We start from the raw sequence: 18,631 nt of genomic DNA, 5'->3' as shown, positions 1-18,631 counted from the left end.
GAATCTGAGGTGATGCATATGCGCAGAATTATAGCAGCCGCTATCGTAAAAGGTGAAAAGATTTTAATAGCTAAGCGTAGTTATGGATCTTTGGCTGATTATTGGGAATTTCCCGGCGGAAAAGTAGAAGACAATGAATCGGATGAAAGCTGTTTAAAAAGGGAGATCATGGAAGAGTTAAAAGTAAATCTGAAAATGGAGAAATTCCTTGGAGAACAGCGGTTTTGTGTTGAAGATAAAGAATATATCATGGCGTTATATAAAGCCGCTTTATTAGACGATAATTTTCAGCTCAGTGTGCACAGAGAGATTGCTTGGGTGGAAAAGGGCCAGATCCTCAAATATAAGCTGGCGCCGGTGGATGAATTACTTGTTCATCAAGGGTGTTTGGAGGAATTAGAATGAAATATTTTTTTGTATTTCAAAATAAAACATTTTACGAGGAATTCCATGGAGGATATTTGTGGGCACCACAAAGCAGCAATGATGGAAAAAAAGCAGCTCATTGGGAGAAGATGAAGGAAGTAAGGCGCGGAGATGTCATTATACATAGTTATAGAAAAAAGATAATGGCAGTTAGTTTTGTAGAAAGAGATGTTTATGTAGCAAAAAGACCAGAAGAATTGCCAGATGATCAGTGGCAGATGGACGGATGGAGAGTGGATACAGATTACATTTCTTTTACAGACACGATTATAACGTCGGACTATAAAGAAGAGTTATTGAAATTACAACCTCAGAAATATGCACCTTTTAATAGGCTTGGTAGAGGAAATATGGGGTATCTATTTGAGGCAAATAGATCGATGTTTGAGTTTATTATAAGGCAGACTGCTTTAATTCAGAAAAGTGAGATAGAGAAACAACGAGTATTAAATTTGCTTGATCCAAGGGAAGAAGTACAAAGTCTAGTAACGGATCTTGAGAGTCTCATGGATTTAGAAGAAACAAAAGCAAAACAGTTATCACCTGAAAATTTAGCAATTCAAATTAAAAAAGGTAAATCAAAAGAAACTCAAAAAAAGGAAAGTGTTGTTTATTATCGCAATGCCTATATAAAAGAAATGGTTAAATTCCTTGCAAAAGGGAAGTGCCAAATGTGTGGTGATAAAGCCCCCTTTTGTGATAGGGATGGAAAGCCATATTTAGAAGAACACCATGTGAAACGGTTAGCAGATGGTGGAAGTGATACGATGGATAATGTGGTGGCAGTTTGCCCTAATTGCCATAGGAAAGTTCACATATTAAGGGATAAGAAAGATCTTTTTTTATTAGAGGCGGTCGCGAAGGATAATGAAAAGCAGTATCACAGATTATTAGCTTATGCAGAAAAAACAGAGTTGTAAGACGGAAAAGTAAAAGCGAGCTGCAAACTCAGTTAAGGTTAACGCTAAGTTTCAAGGGCTGAATGGCATGGAATGCTATTCAGCCCTTGCTGTTAATGTAATGTTATTGTTTACGGATACTATCCAACACCCGGTTTTATGTATAAAATTACATCCTTCTGACATCCTCTACAGACAGCACGGCTCCATTAGCCGTATCGATTTCCGGACGCCGGTTTTTTAACAGCTCCTGAAGAGCCATTCCCGATTCTTTAGAAGTCTCCGCACATATGGTATTTTTATTTTCATTAACCAGGCTGATGGTCAGATAGTGGGCCTGCTTTGTAGTTTTCCCCACATTTACACTGTAGGTATTATCCGTCAGGTAAGCGCCGGTTATTCCGCTGACCTTCATCACGTTCGGAAAGTCGTTTGAGTAGAGGCAGATATAATCTTTTGTAAGGATTCCATTTTTTTGTCCGGTAAAAGCTGATTTAATGGGGCCGAGATGGTTCAGAATCAGGCTGTCTGCTTCCATGGCCTGACGGTCAAAGTCACGTATCTCCCCTTCGCTGCAGCCTCCTGCTTTAGCGGACTGACGGATCCAGTCATCCGTATTCTTCTTTAAATCCTTAGTGAGGATAATGAGAACGACTAAAAAGAGCAGGGTAATGATCAGGAAAAATATGCTCAGCCCAATTCCGATTGGAACCATGTCGCTGTTTCCGTCCTTGGAAAATCCCAGAGTTTTTCCGATGGCCCAGATCAGTCCCGCGAGACCTCCTGCCATGAAGATTCCCATAATGATGAAAGCGGCAGGACTCTTCTTTTTCAGTGTTTTTTCGTAAGCCTTAAAAACGGAGTGATCCGGGTAGTTTTTGCTTCGGTATGATTCGTCCATAGTTTTGAAATATTGTTCCATTTTATAATTCCTCCTTATTAGTGCCGCCCATCATGGCTTTGTCGCGAAGTCCCGTCCTCTTTGCCAGCTCAGAGTCAATGGATTGATACCGTTTAATGGCCTGATCCGCCTTATTTCGGTTCATGGAGAAACAATGTTCCTTTCCATCCGCAGTCAGGCATATCAGTTCCTGGACGGTGGTGCGGCCTGATTTTCTTACATTGAACCAGACTTTGCTAATCTCTGCATTCAACAAAATCTCCGGCTTGCTGCAGATTCCATAAGTACAATTATATCCAATCCAGAACTGGCCGCATATTTTCTCCGAATTTCGGAAATCCTCTTCCAAATCTTCTCTTCTGACCGTTTGGTGGCTTTCTAAAAATGCCCGGATGCTTTTTTTATGTTCATTTCTAAATAATTTGGACAACAGCCATAATCCCAAAAGGGCGATGGCGGTTCCCACAGCTTCGATGCCCATAGCGCTGCTTGGCGTCTGATTATCCAGCAGTCCGGCCCATAGATAGTAATTCTCCTCCAAACCGTCCAGCTGATAATCGTTCAGAGCCTCCTGATAATAGCGTTCTCCGTCTCCCTTTAAAAGTTTCATGGTTCCGGTAATCTCAATACCTTGAGGCGGTTCCGCCTGAAGCCCCTGCAGATAATCCCATGTCTCGTCTATGAGGCGTTCTATGTTTTCACGATCTTTGGCGTTGGGTACGCGCAGCGGCACAGCCCCCAAATCTTCATCCAGTACCAGGTAGTAAACGTCTGATTTTCTTCTTACGCTGTTTCGGGTGCGGTAGGTTTCCATGAAGCCGTCCAGCACATATTGAACCCGTAAGGTTACATACTCATTTTTAACCGCTTCAGTGCCGTATACCTCCTCTAACGGTATCGGACCCCGGATATATTTAAGCAGATAGCCGCCAACCGAAATCATAATAAACAATCCAAGAATTGTCATAATCAGAGCGATCGGCGCTGTCGATTTGAACATACCCTTTTTCAGTTCGTTTTCCAGCAAGCTTTTACTTTCATTTTCCCGTCCCATGTTACGTTTCCTCCTGTCGTCATCAAATGCAGCCTTATTATTTTTTACCTTCTGCATTTATTAAATATCTTTTACAATATAGCAGAAATGAGAGAGGGTCACGCGTATCCTTGTCTGAAACATGGATTTTCTTGTCCGAAAAAGCAGCAGTTCAGCTTTCCGACATCTGTGCCGGTTCCTGCATCAAAAGGCATCCCTGATGCCAAAAAAATGACATACAGCAGGGATGCTTTGACAAACATAGAATAAGACATTATACTATTACTACATGAAAAATGAACTAATTTTCTGACAATGGAGTTTACATATGAATAAATGTACCGTATGCATCTGTGATGATGAATTATCCATACGCAGTCAATTGAGAAAATACATCCTCAGATATTCCTTTTCCAATGATATAGAAATCGATATTATAGAGCTGTCTTCCATAGAAGAACTGTTTGAACGTCCGCCGGAATATGACATTTTATTTCTGGATGTCCGTTTTGGCAATAAAAATGTGGGGATCGACGCAGCAGAAAAGCTGAGATCCTTGGGCAATACGGCAGTAATTGTCATTATGACCGTGCTGAAATCCATGTCCATTGAAGGATACCGCGCAGAACCTTTCCGGTTCATTTTAAAGCCCTTTAACGAAGAACAGATTCAAACCGTGCTGAAAGCCTGCATTTCCAAATTAAAGCGGACCGTAGCATATATGAAGATCATCCGGGATTCCCAATCGGAACTGATCCGCGCCGACCGGATCATGTATATCTATTCCAAACAGCGCAAACGCCGGATCGTCTGTACAAATGATGAAATCATCAGCACCTGGCAGAGCCTGGATGAGCTGATGGCCGGTGCTCCCGAAGGAAAATTTGCATTTTCCCATAAAAGCTATATCGTAAATCTGGATATGGTGGATTCTGTCAGGATTGGCGAAATCACCATATCAAAAGGCGATAAGCTTCCTTTGAGCACGCATTTCAAGGATTCGTTTATGAAGGCCCTGCTGAAAAACACGGATATTTAGAGAGGATGTACAATGCTGAACACGATTTTGGCGCTGAGCAAATGCATATTGGATTTTATTCTGATCTTTTGGTTTTCCAAACAGTTTTTCTGTGTCCGGTGGGAAAACCGGAAGTATCTTTCCCCTGCCGTACTGATAATCTTAGCCCTCCTATTACATCTTATAAACTCTCTGTATATGCCTGTGCTCAACACCTGTGCGGCCCTTTCATTTATACTGTTTATAAATTTTTTTCTGTTTGAAGGCCCGGTGACAGCCCGGCTCATCTGCACGGCCGCCGAAGCTTTTTTGAGTCTCATAAGTGAATTCATTCCCGTATCGGTTTATTCGCTGGTTTATAATTCCAGCATTCCGGCAGCGGGAACTGAAACTATAAAAAATGCGGCCCTGAATCTTGTGGGCACCTGCATTTTGGGTATCATTATATTCAGTATCTGCCATGTGATGATCTGGAAACGTCAAAATGAAGAGAAAGACCCAGTCATTTCCAACAATTTTTCCATTATTTCGGTACCGCTCATCAGCATACTAATGGAATATTATGTCCTGTCCGTGGATACTCCCGATGCGTCTGCTTCCCTCCGCAGCATCCTTTTTTCGCTGGGGCTGCTGTTGATGAACATGATCGTCATATTTGGAGACAATAATTCCAGGAAACGGTACCAGCTTCAGCGGGAACTGGACCGTCTGAGCCGGTTGGAAGAGCAGAACCGGATGATCATCGGGCAGCAGGACCAGTTTATCGAAGAGATGAAAGGGTTTGTACACGATTATACAAAACAGCTGGAAGGCATTAAGCGGCTGGTCCATGAAGAAGGCAGTCCGGTTTCAAATGAGCTTCAGACGTATTCCCATGAAATGCTCCGAAACATCGAGGAGAGCTGCCGTTTTGCATTCATCCCGTCACCGGCCCTCCGTGCAATTTTAATTCAGACACAGCTCCGCTGCAATTTTTCCCATATAAAGTTTGAGACGGATATACAATACGCGGAGTTTTCCTTTATCGCATTTCCCGACCTCTATACCCTGTTCGAAAATCCTTTGGAAAATGCCATAACCGCCTGTAATGAAATTACAGATGAAGAAGCAGCCAAATATGTACGGCTGAGAATATTTAAGAAAAAACATTTAATCTGGGTGGAGATAAAGAATCCGAAGGTCAATCCAATCGTTATTAAGGAACACTGCATTCAGACTACGAAAAAGGATGAGGGATTTCACGGACATGGGCTGAAGAATATGAAGAGGGTTACGGAACGGTATGGGGGGTATATGAATATTGATTATTGTGCGGATGAATTTTCCGTTACTATGGCATTTCCGGAGGGGAAGGATGCGTAGGAAATGAAGTTTTTTACATTAAGCGTGAAGGCATTTTCAGAAATGCCTTCACGTTTTACTTTAAAACGGGGTTGCAGATCTTGGCATTGCGTATTATGATTAGACATGACTAACAAAAGAGAGGTGGCGCTAATGTTTTTAAGTGACTTAGACATAGGAAAAACAGCTAAGATAATCTCTGTCGGAGGAAGCGGTGCTCTGAGACAGCATTTTTTAGATATGGGTCTGATCCAAGGCGCGGAAATCACCGTTGTGAAATACGCTCCCATGGGAGATCCCATTGAAATCAGGATTCATGGCTATGAGTTATCACTTCGATTAGACGATGCAAAGAAAATTGAGATCGGAGAATCTTATCATAAAGAAGTTATAAACAGAACAAAGATAGTGAAAAAGAAAAGAACACAACACCCCGGTCTAGGTGAAGGCGGCAAATACCATACGGAAGAAGAGGCCAATCCGCTTCCGGAAGGAACCGTGCTCACGTTTGCTCTGGTGGGCAATCAAAACTGTGGAAAGACCACGTTATTTAACCAGTTAACAGGTTCCAATCAGCATGTGGGAAACTTTCCGGGCGTTACGGTAGACCGGAAGGATGGCGTGATTAAAGGGCATAAGGATACGCTGATAACCGACCTTCCGGGCATCTATTCCATGTCGCCGTACAGCAGTGAAGAGATTGTTACCAGGGAATTTCTGCTGAAGGATAAGCCGAAGGGCATCATTAATATTGTGGATGCCACCAATATAGAGAGAAATCTTTATCTGACCATGCAGCTGATGGAGCTGAACATTCCCATGGTTATTGCTCTTAATATGATGGATGAGATCAGGGAAAATAACGGTTCCATTCTGATTAACGACCTGGAAGCATTTCTCGGCGTTCCGGTCATCCCCATTTCCGCGTCAAAAGGAGAGGGAATTGGGGAGCTTGTAAGCCATGCGCTGCATATAGCAAAGTATCAGGAAAGTCCGGGAGAGATCGACTTTTGTAACGCCGACGGAGGGGAGAATGCAGTTCACCGCTGCGTTCATGCCATCATGCATCTGATCGAGGATCATGCGAAGGCAACGGGCATTCCGGTGCGTTTTGCCGCCAGCAAACTGGCAGAAGGCGACCAGATCGTGCTGGACAGCCTGAATTTGACGCAGAATGAGAAGGAAATGCTGGAACATATCATTTTACAGATGGAAAATGAAAGCAGAATGGACCGGGCTGCGGCCATTGCAGACATGCGTTTTAACTATATCGGAGAGGCATGTGAAGCTACGGTTATTAAACCCCATGAAAGCAAGGAACGGATTCGGAGCAGGAGAATTGATAAGACCCTGACGGGCAAATATACGGGGATTCCTGCATTTGTGGGAATTATGGCTCTGGTGTTCTGGCTCACGTTTAATGTGATCGGTGCGGCACTGCAAAGCTTGTGCGATATGGGCGTAACCTGGCTGACGGAAGCAGTGGACCGGGGAATGACTGCGCTTCATGTGAATTCGGCTCTGCATTCCCTGGTGATTGACGGTATATTCAGCGGGATCGGCAGCGTGATCAGCTTCCTTCCCGTGATTGTGACTTTGTTTTTCTTCCTGTCTCTTTTGGAAGACAGCGGTTATATGGCCCGAGTTGCATTTATTATGGACAAGCTGCTTAGGAAAATGGGGCTTTCCGGCAGGAGCATTGTGCCGATGCTGATCGGTTTTGGGTGCTCCGTTCCGGGAGTTATGGCGACGAGAACGTTGTCTTCGGAGCGGGACCGGAAAATGACGATATTGATGATTCCGTTTATGAGCTGTTCCGCAAAACTTCCGATTTATGCATTTTTTACGGCGGCATTTTTCCCGAAACATGGGGCGCTTGTGATGATCGGACTTTATTTTATGGGTATTATCATGGGAATTTTGTTCGCCCTTCTTATGAAAGGAACCATGTTTAAAGGGGAGCCGGTGCCGTTTGTAATGGAACTTCCCAATTACCGCATGCCGGGAGCGAAAAATGTCGGGCAGCTGTTATGGGAAAAAGCGAAGGATTTCCTGCAGAGAGCATTTACCGTGATCTTTGTGGCGACGATTGTTATCTGGTTTTTACAGAGCTTTAATTTGGGACTCAACAGGGTATCCGATTCTTCAGACAGCATACTGGCGGGCGTGGCCGGACTCATTGCGCCCATCTTTACACCGTTAGGGTTTGGCGACTGGAGAATGTCAACCGCATTGATTACAGGCTTTATGGCAAAGGAGAGCGTTGTGTCCACGTTATCTGTGCTTTTTGGATCCACGGAGGAACTGTTAACGGTTCTTGCGCCGGCCGGAGCTGCCGCTTTGCTGGTATTTTCGCTTCTCTATACGCCATGTGTGGCCGCTGTGGCGTCGGTGAAAAGGGAATTGGGCGGAAAATGGGCTCTGCTGGTGGTGTTTGGGCAGTGTGCGATTGCCTGGGTGGCAGGATTTATCGTTCATGCAATTGCAATGTTATTTTAAATGCAAAGAATCGGATGGAATGGATATTGTAAAGAAAATTACATAAGTTATGAATGCAGTATTTTTGCTTAAAGGAATAAGTGATTCACTAAAAACGGGTTCGCATGAAGGAAGGGGAGAACATGAGGGAGAAAAAAGCGGAAGAGATTATTGAACTTTTACAGAGTGCGGACAAGGAAGCCATCAATGATTTCGTCAATCATGTTCATCCGGCCGATGTTTTAGAGGCGGTTATCGGGCGCGGGGATATCCATGATCTGTTAAATGGGCTGCCGAAGTCATTTGTTGCTGAAATTATAGAAGAGGCGGATGAAGAAGAGCAGATCAAGATTCTGCAGCAGTTTACAAACGGGGAAAAAAGCGAGATCTTAAATTCCATGGCCAGCGATGATGTTGCGGATTTGATCGACGAGCTGGCTGGCGACAGGAAAAGCTATGTGATCGGCCTGCTGGACGGAGAGACGAGAAAAGACGTTGAAAAGCTGCTGACCTATGACAGCGAAACGGCCGGCGGTATTATGACCACCGAGTTTCTGGCTATTTACGAAGATAAGACCATTGAAAGCGCGCTGAAATATATCCGCAGTGAAACGGATGCGGAAACCACGTATTACTTATATGTAATCGACAGGGAATATCACCTGCGGGGAGTGGTAACGCTGCGGGATATCGTCAGCAATGAGTTGACAACGCTGATCAAAGATATCATGAATCCCAATGTTATCAGCGTCCATTATAATGAAGACCAGGAAGAGGTATCCAGAACATTTGAAAAATACGGATTTATGCTGATGCCGGTTATCGACGATGAAAACCGTATGATCGGCGTAATCACAGTCGATGATATTCTAGAAATCATGATAGAGGAGACCACAGAGGATATTCACCGGATGGCCGGAATTAATAAAGAAGAAAAGGTAGACGGTTCCGTTTCGGATTCCATCCGGTCCAGGCTGCCATGGCTGATTGTCAATCTGGCTACCGCACTTCTTGCAAGCGCGGTCATCGACTTGTTTTCGGATACCATATCGAAGATTGTGGCTCTGAGCGCGGTGATGACGATTATATCCGGAATGGGCGGTAATGCCGGAACCCAGACCCTTACAATCATTGTCCGCGGCTTGTCCTTAGGGGAGGTGGACCGGGAAAATGCGGTCCGTATCCTGATAAAAGAGGTTTTAGTTGGCCTGGCCACCGGGATTGTGATCGGAGTATTTGTAGCCGGGATCGCGATGTTTTATGAATTTAATCCGCTGTTCGGACTGGTGGCCGCTGTGGCGATGATGCTCAATATGCTTTGCGCTTCCGTTGCCGGTTATGCGATTCCGATCTTGTTGGAAAAACTTAAAATCGATCCGGCGTTAGCCAGCGGAGTGTTTGTTACCACATTTACGGATGTGTTAGGGTTTTTCTTCTTTTTGGGATTGGCGACTGTAGCTATGCCTTATCTGTAAATAGAAGTTTATCTGCCTGCCTGTGAAGGATGTATTTCTTTGCGGGCAGGCAATTTTTGTTAGCAGGTCATTTTTAAATGTCTTCTAAGTTAAAATTATTTATGCTTAAAGTATTTTGCATTTATTGATATATTATGGGCCGTTTGATATACTAAATGGATTAAATAAGTCTGTTATAGCTGCAAGGATATTGATATTAAAGATGATAAGAGGATTTCCAGATGAAAGAAACAAGTATTTCGAAAAAACAAAAGATAGCTGTATCCATATTGGATTACTGGCATACATTAGAATTTCTAAGCCAGGATGCATTGCCTACATTAACCTATGAGGAAAAGCGGAAAAATAAAGAAGCAGTAAAAATGGATTCTCATACTAATGAGTTATCCTCAAATAACGCCAGTAATGTTAAGATTTTAAAGATGATAACTCCGCTTGAGAGAAGCAGCGATTTATTGGATACAGTAAGGCAGGAGACAGAGCGGCATGGAATGGCTTGTTGGGGGAACATTACGGTTTATGCTGGTAAGAGCAAACGAGAATTATGCATTCAAAAGATTGCCCAGGCACTGCATGAAGAAGACAATCGCCCAGAGAGCAACCACGATGAAATTGCATGGTTTGGTTTACAGTTAAGTGCATTTGGAAGTTATGTGGAAGGCTCTTTTTCTTTGTCGACGATTATTTGGGCGTTGAATCGTATAGAAAAACTGGCAGATGAATCGTTATTAAACTGTTTATCTGAGGATGACTATAAGAAAGATCTGGAAGAGTTTGATGATTATTTAAAACGGGAAATCGAGATAGGGAAGGGGCATTCGCTCTGCGATTCATGCAAGTATCAGGGAGAGGAAGGATCATTTAGCCCTGTGAATACGGACCAGATCTATCATTTATACAATAAGATAGTGGATAAATATGTTAAAAGAATTTTACAAGATAAAAAAGACGATGTCGGAAAAGTACAGGATCAGGAGACTTCAGGGGAATTCTCCTGTATTTTGGTTTATCAGATCTATAAAGATGAGGAAACTAGAGAAAAATATAGAGATGATGATTATTCCGGACTAGGGAAAACATTTTTTGCAGATGATTTAAAGATGGTGCTAACCAAAATTAAGTCAGGGGAATTTGGTGATAAGAATCCCATGCAAGAGTCGTTGATTGCCTATATTGTGGGAGCTTATAACGAGTATTATCCAGAAGCGTGGAACCTTTCGCGAACGGAGCGGTTTGATTTGGGGTGGACGCCAGACGGGAATAAAAACCGGAATGCTCTACAGGAAAAAATTGCCGATGTTTTAGATGTGAGAAATGCCCCTATTGGTAAATGGCCTTCTCGGTTTATGCCCTCACTGATGCAGCAGATGGCTGTGAATCTGGCGGTTAGGGAGAGTGAAGAAATTATTCCTATATTTTCAGTGAACGGCCCTCCTGGAACGGGAAAGACAACACTTTTAAAGGAAATTATTGTGCATAACATCATCATGAAAGCAGAGCTTTTGGCAAAATATCAAAAACCGGATGATGCATTTAAAGAGTGCTGCTTTAAGTACGGGGAAAAGCGTAATAACGGATACTCGAACTGGTACTCTAAGTATTATAGACTTAGAAATGAAAAAATTAATGATTACAGTATTCTCGTTACTTCTTGTAATAACTCAGCTGTGGAGAATATAACCAAGGAATTGCCCGTAGAGACAGGAATTACTGAAGCGTTGAATCCTGCTGAAGGGGACAGTCAGATGTTCAAAGAGCAACTAAGTGAGGTAAAGCGGCTTTTTACGTCGGAAGAAAGTGAATGTTATGAGATGCTTTACTGCAAAGATGAGGAAAGAAGTGGAGTATACAAAGACCTCTATTTCACCGAGTATGCGAAGGAATTGCTGGGGGATGATAAGGCTTGGGGGTTGATTTCAGTAGCGTTAGGAAAAAAGTCTAATATACATCGATTTTATCAAACAGTACTGTGCCATCTGGATGCCGACTTTTATAAAACGGAGAAGATTGAGTATAGGTTGGAGGAATATCAGAAGATAAGAAAAAAATTTCTGAAGCAGAAAGAAAAAGTAGAATGGATGCAGAAAGAGCTCGTAAGGAACTGCCAAGATGAAAAGAAATTCAGAGAATATTGCATACAAAAAAGGATAGATATTCAAGAGGAAAATCAGAAAATAGAAGAAAAAATCTGCTTATTAGAAGATTCTGATCAAATGAGAGCCGATTTGAAAGTTTTGTTAAAGGAGGAGGAAAGAAAACTGTCATGCAAAGAGGATGAATTAGTAAAGGTTGGTGAGAGATGGGAATTCGTGAAAAAACAATGGAATGAAATAGTACTTCTCTATACAAAAAAGAGAAAAGAGTCCATAGCTGTTAGAAAAAATATCTCCATCGTTAATAAAATCCTTCATACGAAAAATGCAAAGGCCAAGATTAATTTAGCTGATAAATTAGATGAAGAAGTTAGAAACATCGAAAGACAGAAGGAAGAAAAAGAATCCGAGTATCAACAACAGAAGCTAGAATATGAAAAATTAAATCAGGAAATAGAAATGCAGAGACAGAGATTGAAAGATCTGGAAAAGAAGCAAAAATCTCTGGATGAGAATATAGCGTCTGCTCCAAATGACATAGAAAAATGCAACCTGAAAATTAGGCAATGTGAAAGTGAGTTGACGGAAGCAACCCAAAAATATAGAACAGAGCTCGCAGAGAGACTGGAAAAAGCGGATGATGTCAGCCTTTTTACTGCATTGGATGAGCATTTTATGGAGCAGCTTTTGAGTTGCGATGAGAAGGAAAACGCACATGCTCAAGTATTGAATTTGTGGTTTACTAATTCTTATAACCGAGAGAGAGAGAAAATGTTTTATTATGCTCTTCAATTGAACAAAGCATTTATTCTTTCTTCCAAAAGCTGTTTTAGAAACTATCGAAATTTGGCATTGCTATGGCAAGAAACCAAAGATGATAATGCGAAGGTCTGTTTTCATCCGAAGGACCGTGAGGCTTGTTTGGGACCGTTACTTCAGTCTCTGTTTTTACTGGTGCCAGTTGTATCAACCACCTTTGCCTCAGTTGGAATGTTCCTACGAGATATTAAAGAGCCTAATGTCATAGGAACTCTGATTGTGGATGAAGCGGGCCAAGCCCCGCCTCAAATGGCTGTTGGAGCATTATACCGCTGCAGAAAATCCGTTATTGTAGGGGATCCAAAACAGATAGAACCGGTTGTGACAGATGATATTCAGTTGTTAAAAAAAGTTTATAAAAACCAATGCTACAAACCCTATAAATCGAAAAGAGTCTCTGTACAGTTATTGGCAGATATAATAAATCCGTATGGAACTTATATGGAAAATGAAAATATGGAGAAAGAGTGGGTAGGTTGTCCACTAGTAGTGCATCGAAGATGTATTTCTCCGATGTATGAGATTTCAAATAGTATTTCCTATAACAATACCATGAAGCAGCAGACAAAGGAGCCATCCCAAAAGAATGAAGAGCTGTTTTGTTATCCTGGTTCAAGATGGATCAATGTGATCGGGAGTGAGGCAGGGAATAAAAATCATTATGTGGAAGCTCAAGGAAAAAGGACATTAGAAATTTTGGAACTGGCATTTTCAAAATCAGATAATCCTAGCCTGTTTATTATTACGCCATTTACCACGGTGAAAGCGGGGATGGTGAAATGCATTGAAGACCATATTCGTCAAAACAAAAATTCTGTTCTTTTTCAAAAACAAAATAATGTAAAAGAGTGGATGTACCGGAGTATTGGGACGGTGCATACTTTTCAAGGAAAAGAAGCCAATGAGGTGATCTTTTTATTAGGATGTGATGCAGGAAAAGAAGCAAAAGGAGCTGTAAAATGGGTGAATTCTAATATTGTTAATGTTGCAGTTACCCGAGCAAAATACCGTTTGTACGTGATTGGGGATGAACGGGCTTGGAAAGAGTCCCTATTTATTAGCCAGATGAAACGCATTATCGATATCTATGCTTTGAGGGAATTGAGTAGCGTTATCAATAGAGGAAATGGGGATAGCGAGGAAGTAAAGTGTAGTAGGGTGCGTAACTTTTATAAGCAACTGCCTACTTCGGAGTCAGTTGCTATAGAAGTAGAAGATGATGAAGAGGGGCAAAAATGCTATTCCATTCATCCGGATATCTTTTTAAATGAATTAAAGAGCAGCGATCTCCTGTTAACAAAGATTACGGAAGAACAGCTGAAGGGCTATGGATTTACTTTAGAAGCTTTTTATGCATTGAATTCACAGGTGCGGGAATATATCGAATGGGGAATTAAATTATATTCCATGTTTAAGAAATTAATAGGACAATTTGATATTGGTGACATAGATACTTCTTGCTGTTCAATCCTGTTCTGCAAAGCACTTGAGATGCAGGTAAAGGAGTGCTTTTATGAGGGAGTAAAGAAACAATTCCCCGATGATAAAATATGCGGACCTGGAAATAAAAGTATTTTTGTTAAAAATGCACAGAAAAAGAATATGATGATCGGAGCATTTCATCACATCCTTCATGAGGAACGGAATAAAATGATTTTGTCGGATTACATGAAGAAACTTGAAAATTCTAAGTATGATAAGTTATGGTGGGATGAATTTGACAGTCGTCTTTGGCAGGGAAATAAAATTCGTAACGAATGCTGTCATTGTAATAAATTTTTGTGGAAGAGGACAAATGAATTTTTAAAACTTTTGTTTTTAAAGGATGAGACGTCAAAAAAAACCATAATGGATGGTTTAATCAGGGACTGCGAGGTTGGAAGACTATTGTAATTAAAATGATTGAAAAGAGAGCACGAAGAAATGAGACAAACAATAGGATCAGTGAGTAGCTGATTTGATGTAGATTCTATATAAGATATGTTTTGAATAGTTGACTTCTTGTACGTATATGTTATAATAGAAACAGTATATGTTAGAATAGATTACAAGTATAAGGAGCATGAGATGGAAAGCAAATACAGGAAACTATACAATATCTTATTGGAAAAGATAGAAAAAAAAGAGTATAAGCCCGGAGATAAGCTGCCTTCAGAAGGAGAGCTTATGGAACTCTATGATGCTTCCAGGGACACGGTGAGGAAATCCCTGAATTTACTTGTACAGGATGGGTATATCCAGAAAGCAAGAGGAAAGGCAGCCATTGTCCTGGATAAGAATAAATTTAATTTTCCCGTGTCGGAGATCGCCAGCTTTAAGGAAATTTATAAAAATTCTTCTTCCGTAGTGGAGACCCTGGTGGAGAATTTAGAGATTGTGAAGGGAGATTCCAAACTCATGGACTGCCTTCAGCTGAAACCGGAGGAAGAGGCATTTTCCCTTGTAAGAATCAGGAAAATTGACGGGGAACGGATCATCATAGATAAAGACTATTTTTCCAGAAAAACAGTCCCCAACCTTCCACTCAGGGCTGCGCAGAACTCGATTTATGAATATCTGGAACAGGAGATGGGGCTGAAGATCGGGTTTGCCATGAAGGAGATCACCGTCCATCCGGTGACGGAGGAAGACCAGCAGATGCTGGATCTGAAGAGCTACGATATGGTTGTGGTGGTGAAAAGTTATACGTATTTGGAGGATTCCACCTTATTTCAATATACGGAATCCAGACACCGGCCGGACAAATTTAAATTCGTAGATTTTGCAAAGCGTAAGGTGGAGTAGGCTGCAGGTAAGTGCTGATAGATTCGTTATGCTGATTGAACGGATTTTTTAGATTAATTTTGCCAAGACAGCTTTAATTAGAGTAGAAGAGGCAGCAGAGAAGAGAGGTTCTGCTGTCTTTTTTTGCATTAAAGTTACTATTCACAGTCCAGGTGATCTCTGCCGTCCGCGTCGGATTTAGCAGTATGCAGGAACTTTCCAGTTCCGGTTTCGGGCATAAGCGCTTCACGACAGAGATTACCATAGCTGTGAATAGTAACGCACTTGGTCCGGCAAAAAATAAAAATTAAAAAAGGATTGACAAACATATACGTATATGATAATCTTTAAACAAGATAAGTTTACATATAAGATTTAAACAAACACACAGATGTATGTAATAGTGAGAAGGGGGAAACGCGATGAAGGTTTTTTTAAAGAAGTACTGGTTTGAGCTTATATTAGTACTTCCCATGAGTTTGTACATTCTGGGATTTACCATAGCTCCGATTTTTCAATCCATAGCCATGGGATTTCAGGACAGTGGGACAGGGGCATTTACCTTAGATAATTATAAATACCTGTTTGGCAGACCTAATTTTATCAAGTCCATTACCAACACCATATTCACCGCACTTGTAAGCCTGTGCTTCCAGCTGGTTCTGGGGCTGGGGATTGCGATGGTGTTAAAGACAGCATTTAAAGGAAAGGGAATTGTGAGGGCGCTGGTGCTGATGCCCATGGGAATACCGACGCTGGTATCCGGTGTTATCGCCTTATACATTTTCGGTTCGTCAGGGTATTTGAACGAGGTGCTGTTCCGGGTGGGACTGATCCACACGCCGATCGATTGGACCAGCGGAGGCATGAGAGGTTTGCTGGTGGTGATACTGGCGGATACCTGGAAGGTGCTTCCGACCATGATTTTGCTGCTGCTTTCCGGTCTGGAATCCATTTCCGGCGATTTGTATGAAGCGGGAAGCATTGACGGGGCTACGGCCTGGTATGCGTTTAAGAAGATTACGCTTCCGTTATTAAAACCGACGGTGACCATGGCCCTTTTGTTCCGGGCGGTGGACGCATTCCGAATTTTCGAACTCCCTCAGGTTTTGGTGGGGCAGTCCATACCGTTTGTAGCCACTTATGCATATGAAGAGTATTCCATGAACAATATTAACGCCTCAGGAGCGGCTTCCACGATCCTGCTGGCAATCATCCTGATATTCGCATTTTTGTATATCAAGTTTATAGATAAGGGGGAAGGATTCAGTGTCTCAGAATAAAACAATGAAAAAAATCGGCTTTTTGGTTATCGTCTTCCTGATTTGCCTTTTTATGGTGATTCCCCTGTACATTATAGTAAAAGTTTCGTTCGGAACTTCGGAGGAGATATTGACGCAGCATCCGACTTTGCTTCCGCATACCTTTACGCTGGATCATTGGAAAGACGTGCTGTCGTCAGGAAATATATGGGGGCCGTTTTTTAAGAGCTTAATCGTTGCCACCTCCACTATGGTGATCTCGGTTCTTCTGGTGGCGCCGGCTGCCTATTCCATTTCCAGAATGGATAAAAAGGTGAAATACACCTACATCATGACCCTGTTCTTTACGAAGATGTTCCCGACCGTGGGAATCGCTCTTCCGATATCCATCCGGTTTTTAAAATGGGATCTTTTAGACAGCAATGTGGGGCTGATTATGGCCCATCTGATCGGACAGCTGCCGTTTATGGCATGGATTCTGGTTTCCACATTTTCGGCGATACCTAAGGATTTGGAAGAGGCGGCGCAGATCGACGGAGCCAGCAAGATGAGAACTCTGCTTTACGTGATCTTTCCGGTGGCCGTACAGGGAATCGCCGTATCCGGCTTGTACGTATGGCTGAATTCCTGGAATGAATTTACATATGCGCTGTATCTGTCGCTGACAACCAAGACGCTGCCGTTAGGCGTGTACTATTACGTACAGAGAGGCGGATTCTTCCAGCAGGCGGCATACGCCACGATTTTAGCAATTCCGGTTATTATAATCACATTTATTTTACAGAGATATTTGAAATCCGATTATCTGTCGGGAGCTGTAAAAGGCTAGTGAAATGAATAATTATAAAGAATTTATATTAAGGAGAGGTAAAACAATGAGAAAATCATCAATGAAATTAGCGGCAGCAGGAATTGCAGCAGCAATGCTGGTATCAGGTCTTCTTACCGGATGCGGCGGAGGAAAGGCAAAGAACGATCCGTCAACCCTTCGTGTAACCATGGCGCTCAGCGAGGAAGAGTGGGCGGTTATGCGCAAATCCGTAATTCCGGAATTTGAAAAGGCCAACAACGTCAAAGTGGAAGCCGTTCAGGTGGAAGCGGGAGATGTAGTGAAGAAATTACAGGCCATGAAAGGGTCAGGCAAAGTGGAGATCGACCTGATCGCCCAGGATTCCAACAACCTGTCAAGTCTTGTATACAATGGCCTGGTGGAAGACCTTACGGAATATGAGAGCCTGATTCCGGCAGAAAGCATCGGCAGCCTGGCAAAGGCAGGACAGTTTGATGGAAAAACTTATTTTATGCCGTACCGTCCGAATGCGGAGATCAACTATTACAATGAGAATAAATTCAATGAATACGGCCTTACCGCCCCTACAAACTGGGATGAGTTATATGAGACCGCAAAGGTATTAAAAGAAAAAGAAGGAATCGGCCGCGTAGCTTTAAAGATCAAGATGAGCGGCGACGTCATTGAATTGGCTGAGTTCATCCGTTCCGCAGGCGGCGATCCGCTGGTGCTCAACGATGAAGGCTCTATCGAAGCATTTACCTATCTGCAGAAATTGTGGCCTGAACTTTCCGAAAATACCATAAAAGCCAGCTTCAGCAGCACCAACGGCTTTTTAGCAAAAGACGAAGTTTATTATGCGCCAAACTGGCCGTTCGGAGCCAATATCATCGTAAAAGACGGCGGCAAAAAGGAAATCAAGGCATATGCAGGTTTTGAAGGACCGAAAGGACTTGTTAAGACTTTAGGCGGCGAGATGTTAGGAATTCCGGCCGGTTCTCCCAATAAGGATCTGGCAGTGAAATTCATCCAGTACTTAGAGAGCAAAGACGTTCAGGAAACATTAATGCGTGAAAATGGATGGGCATCTTTCCGTAACGATGCATACGGCGAGGCGGAAGAATGGCAGAAACCATATTTTGAAGCCACATTGGAAGCCCTTGCGGCCGCACAGCCTCTTCCAAACGTATCATACTGGTCAGAAGCGCAGCAGGCCATCAACGATGCCGCAAAGGAAATTGCCATTGAAGGAAAAGATGTAAAGACCACATTGGATAAATATGCGGCGCAGATCGCAGAAGCAAAAGCCAAAAGTGAAGCAAAATAATCAGGA

Annotated in this window: 13 protein-coding genes; 11 read left to right on the top strand and 2 right to left on the bottom strand. The window is 42.4% G+C overall.

Features of this window, described 5'->3' with window-relative positions:
• Window positions 1-18 precede the first annotated feature (18 nt).
• Together C0033_RS06980 and C0033_RS06975 are read left to right on the top strand one after the other, a co-directional pair.
• Window positions 19-405, top strand: coding sequence for an NUDIX domain-containing protein (locus C0033_RS06980; protein ID WP_180994601.1), 387 nt, complete (start codon window positions 19-21; stop codon window positions 403-405).
• The gene (locus tag C0033_RS06975; RefSeq protein WP_103227156.1) at window positions 402-1,346 is read left to right on the top strand and encodes an HNH endonuclease signature motif containing protein; all 945 of its coding nucleotides are present in this window, start codon (window positions 402-404) and stop codon (window positions 1,344-1,346) included. The genes C0033_RS06980 and C0033_RS06975 overlap by 4 nt, the downstream gene beginning before the upstream one ends.
• A 148-nt stretch (window positions 1,347-1,494) precedes the next feature.
• Here C0033_RS06975 and C0033_RS06970 read toward each other — a convergent pair whose 3' ends face one another.
• A complete protein-coding gene (locus C0033_RS06970; protein ID WP_103227155.1) occupies window positions 1,495-2,247 on the bottom strand; it encodes a hypothetical protein in 753 nt (250 codons plus the stop codon).
• 1 nt (window position 2,248) lies between these two features.
• Window positions 2,249-3,280, bottom strand: a complete 1,032-nt coding sequence (locus C0033_RS06965; protein WP_103227154.1) for a DUF6709 family protein — start codon at window positions 3,278-3,280, stop codon at window positions 2,249-2,251.
• Between the two features lie 307 nt (window positions 3,281-3,587).
• On the opposite strand from C0033_RS06965, the gene C0033_RS06960 reads away from it, so the two are divergent.
• The 9 genes from C0033_RS06960 (at window position 3,588) to C0033_RS06920 (ending at window position 18,625) form a co-directional block, all read left to right on the top strand.
• The gene (locus tag C0033_RS06960; protein ID WP_103227153.1) at window positions 3,588-4,298 is read left to right on the top strand and encodes a LytTR family DNA-binding domain-containing protein; all 711 of its coding nucleotides are present in this window, start codon (window positions 3,588-3,590) and stop codon (window positions 4,296-4,298) included.
• A gap of 288 nt (window positions 4,299-4,586) precedes the next feature.
• The gene (locus tag C0033_RS06955) at window positions 4,587-5,639 is read left to right on the top strand and encodes a GHKL domain-containing protein (RefSeq protein ID WP_242984435.1); all 1,053 of its coding nucleotides are present in this window, start codon (window positions 4,587-4,589) and stop codon (window positions 5,637-5,639) included.
• Between the two features lie 132 nt (window positions 5,640-5,771).
• On the top strand, window positions 5,772-8,117 hold the full coding sequence (gene feoB / locus C0033_RS06950) for a ferrous iron transport protein B (protein ID WP_103227151.1): 2,346 nt from the start codon (window positions 5,772-5,774) through the stop codon (window positions 8,115-8,117).
• Window positions 8,118-8,239: 122 nt separating this feature from the next.
• Window positions 8,240-9,571: a magnesium transporter gene (gene mgtE, locus C0033_RS06945; RefSeq protein WP_103227150.1), complete on the top strand. Its 1,332-nt coding sequence runs from the start codon at window positions 8,240-8,242 to the stop codon at window positions 9,569-9,571.
• A gap of 221 nt (window positions 9,572-9,792) precedes the next feature.
• Complete coding sequence (locus C0033_RS06940; RefSeq protein WP_103227149.1) at window positions 9,793-14,376, top strand: AAA domain-containing protein; 4,584 nt, start codon at window positions 9,793-9,795, stop codon at window positions 14,374-14,376.
• A gap of 174 nt (window positions 14,377-14,550) precedes the next feature.
• On the top strand, window positions 14,551-15,267 hold the full coding sequence (treR, locus tag C0033_RS06935; protein WP_103227148.1) for a trehalose operon repressor: 717 nt from the start codon (window positions 14,551-14,553) through the stop codon (window positions 15,265-15,267).
• A gap of 401 nt (window positions 15,268-15,668) precedes the next feature.
• On the top strand, window positions 15,669-16,529 hold the full coding sequence (locus C0033_RS06930; protein ID WP_103227147.1) for a sugar ABC transporter permease: 861 nt from the start codon (window positions 15,669-15,671) through the stop codon (window positions 16,527-16,529).
• Window positions 16,530-16,533: 4 nt separating this feature from the next.
• The gene (locus C0033_RS06925) at window positions 16,534-17,337 is read left to right on the top strand and encodes a carbohydrate ABC transporter permease (RefSeq protein ID WP_103227281.1); all 804 of its coding nucleotides are present in this window, start codon (window positions 16,534-16,536) and stop codon (window positions 17,335-17,337) included.
• A gap of 46 nt (window positions 17,338-17,383) precedes the next feature.
• Complete coding sequence (locus tag C0033_RS06920) at window positions 17,384-18,625, top strand: extracellular solute-binding protein (protein ID WP_103227146.1); 1,242 nt, start codon at window positions 17,384-17,386, stop codon at window positions 18,623-18,625.
• The last annotated feature ends 6 nt before the right edge of the window (window positions 18,626-18,631 follow it).

The organism is Clostridium sp. chh4-2, from assembly GCF_002899675.1.
GTDB lineage: Bacteria > Bacillota > Clostridia > Lachnospirales > Lachnospiraceae > CHH4-2.
The sequence above is the reverse complement of the archived record's forward strand: the minus strand, read 5'-3'. Positions and strand labels throughout refer to the sequence as shown.

What these genes read in the sequence shown, in the direction of transcription:
- C0033_RS06960 (WP_103227153.1), top strand. Translation starts at nt 3,588, where the DNA reads ATGAATAAATGTACCGTATGCATCTGTGATGATGAATTATCCATACGC.
- C0033_RS06980 (WP_180994601.1), top strand. Translation starts at nt 19, where the DNA reads ATGCGCAGAATTATAGCAGCCGCTATCGTAAAAGGTGAAAAGATTTTA.
- mgtE (WP_103227150.1), top strand. Translation starts at nt 8,240, where the DNA reads ATGAGGGAGAAAAAAGCGGAAGAGATTATTGAACTTTTACAGAGTGCG.
- C0033_RS06930 (WP_103227147.1), top strand. Translation starts at nt 15,669, where the DNA reads ATGAAGGTTTTTTTAAAGAAGTACTGGTTTGAGCTTATATTAGTACTT.
- C0033_RS06970 (WP_103227155.1), bottom strand. Translation starts at nt 2,247, where the DNA reads ATGGAACAATATTTCAAAACTATGGACGAATCATACCGAAGCAAAAAC.
- C0033_RS06940 (WP_103227149.1), top strand. Translation starts at nt 9,793, where the DNA reads ATGAAAGAAACAAGTATTTCGAAAAAACAAAAGATAGCTGTATCCATA.
- C0033_RS06965 (WP_103227154.1), bottom strand. Translation starts at nt 3,280, where the DNA reads ATGGGACGGGAAAATGAAAGTAAAAGCTTGCTGGAAAACGAACTGAAA.
- treR (WP_103227148.1), top strand. Translation starts at nt 14,551, where the DNA reads ATGGAAAGCAAATACAGGAAACTATACAATATCTTATTGGAAAAGATA.
- feoB (WP_103227151.1), top strand. Translation starts at nt 5,772, where the DNA reads ATGTTTTTAAGTGACTTAGACATAGGAAAAACAGCTAAGATAATCTCT.
- C0033_RS06920 (WP_103227146.1), top strand. Translation starts at nt 17,384, where the DNA reads ATGAGAAAATCATCAATGAAATTAGCGGCAGCAGGAATTGCAGCAGCA.
- C0033_RS06925 (WP_103227281.1), top strand. Translation starts at nt 16,534, where the DNA reads ATGAAAAAAATCGGCTTTTTGGTTATCGTCTTCCTGATTTGCCTTTTT.
- C0033_RS06975 (WP_103227156.1), top strand. Translation starts at nt 402, where the DNA reads ATGAAATATTTTTTTGTATTTCAAAATAAAACATTTTACGAGGAATTC.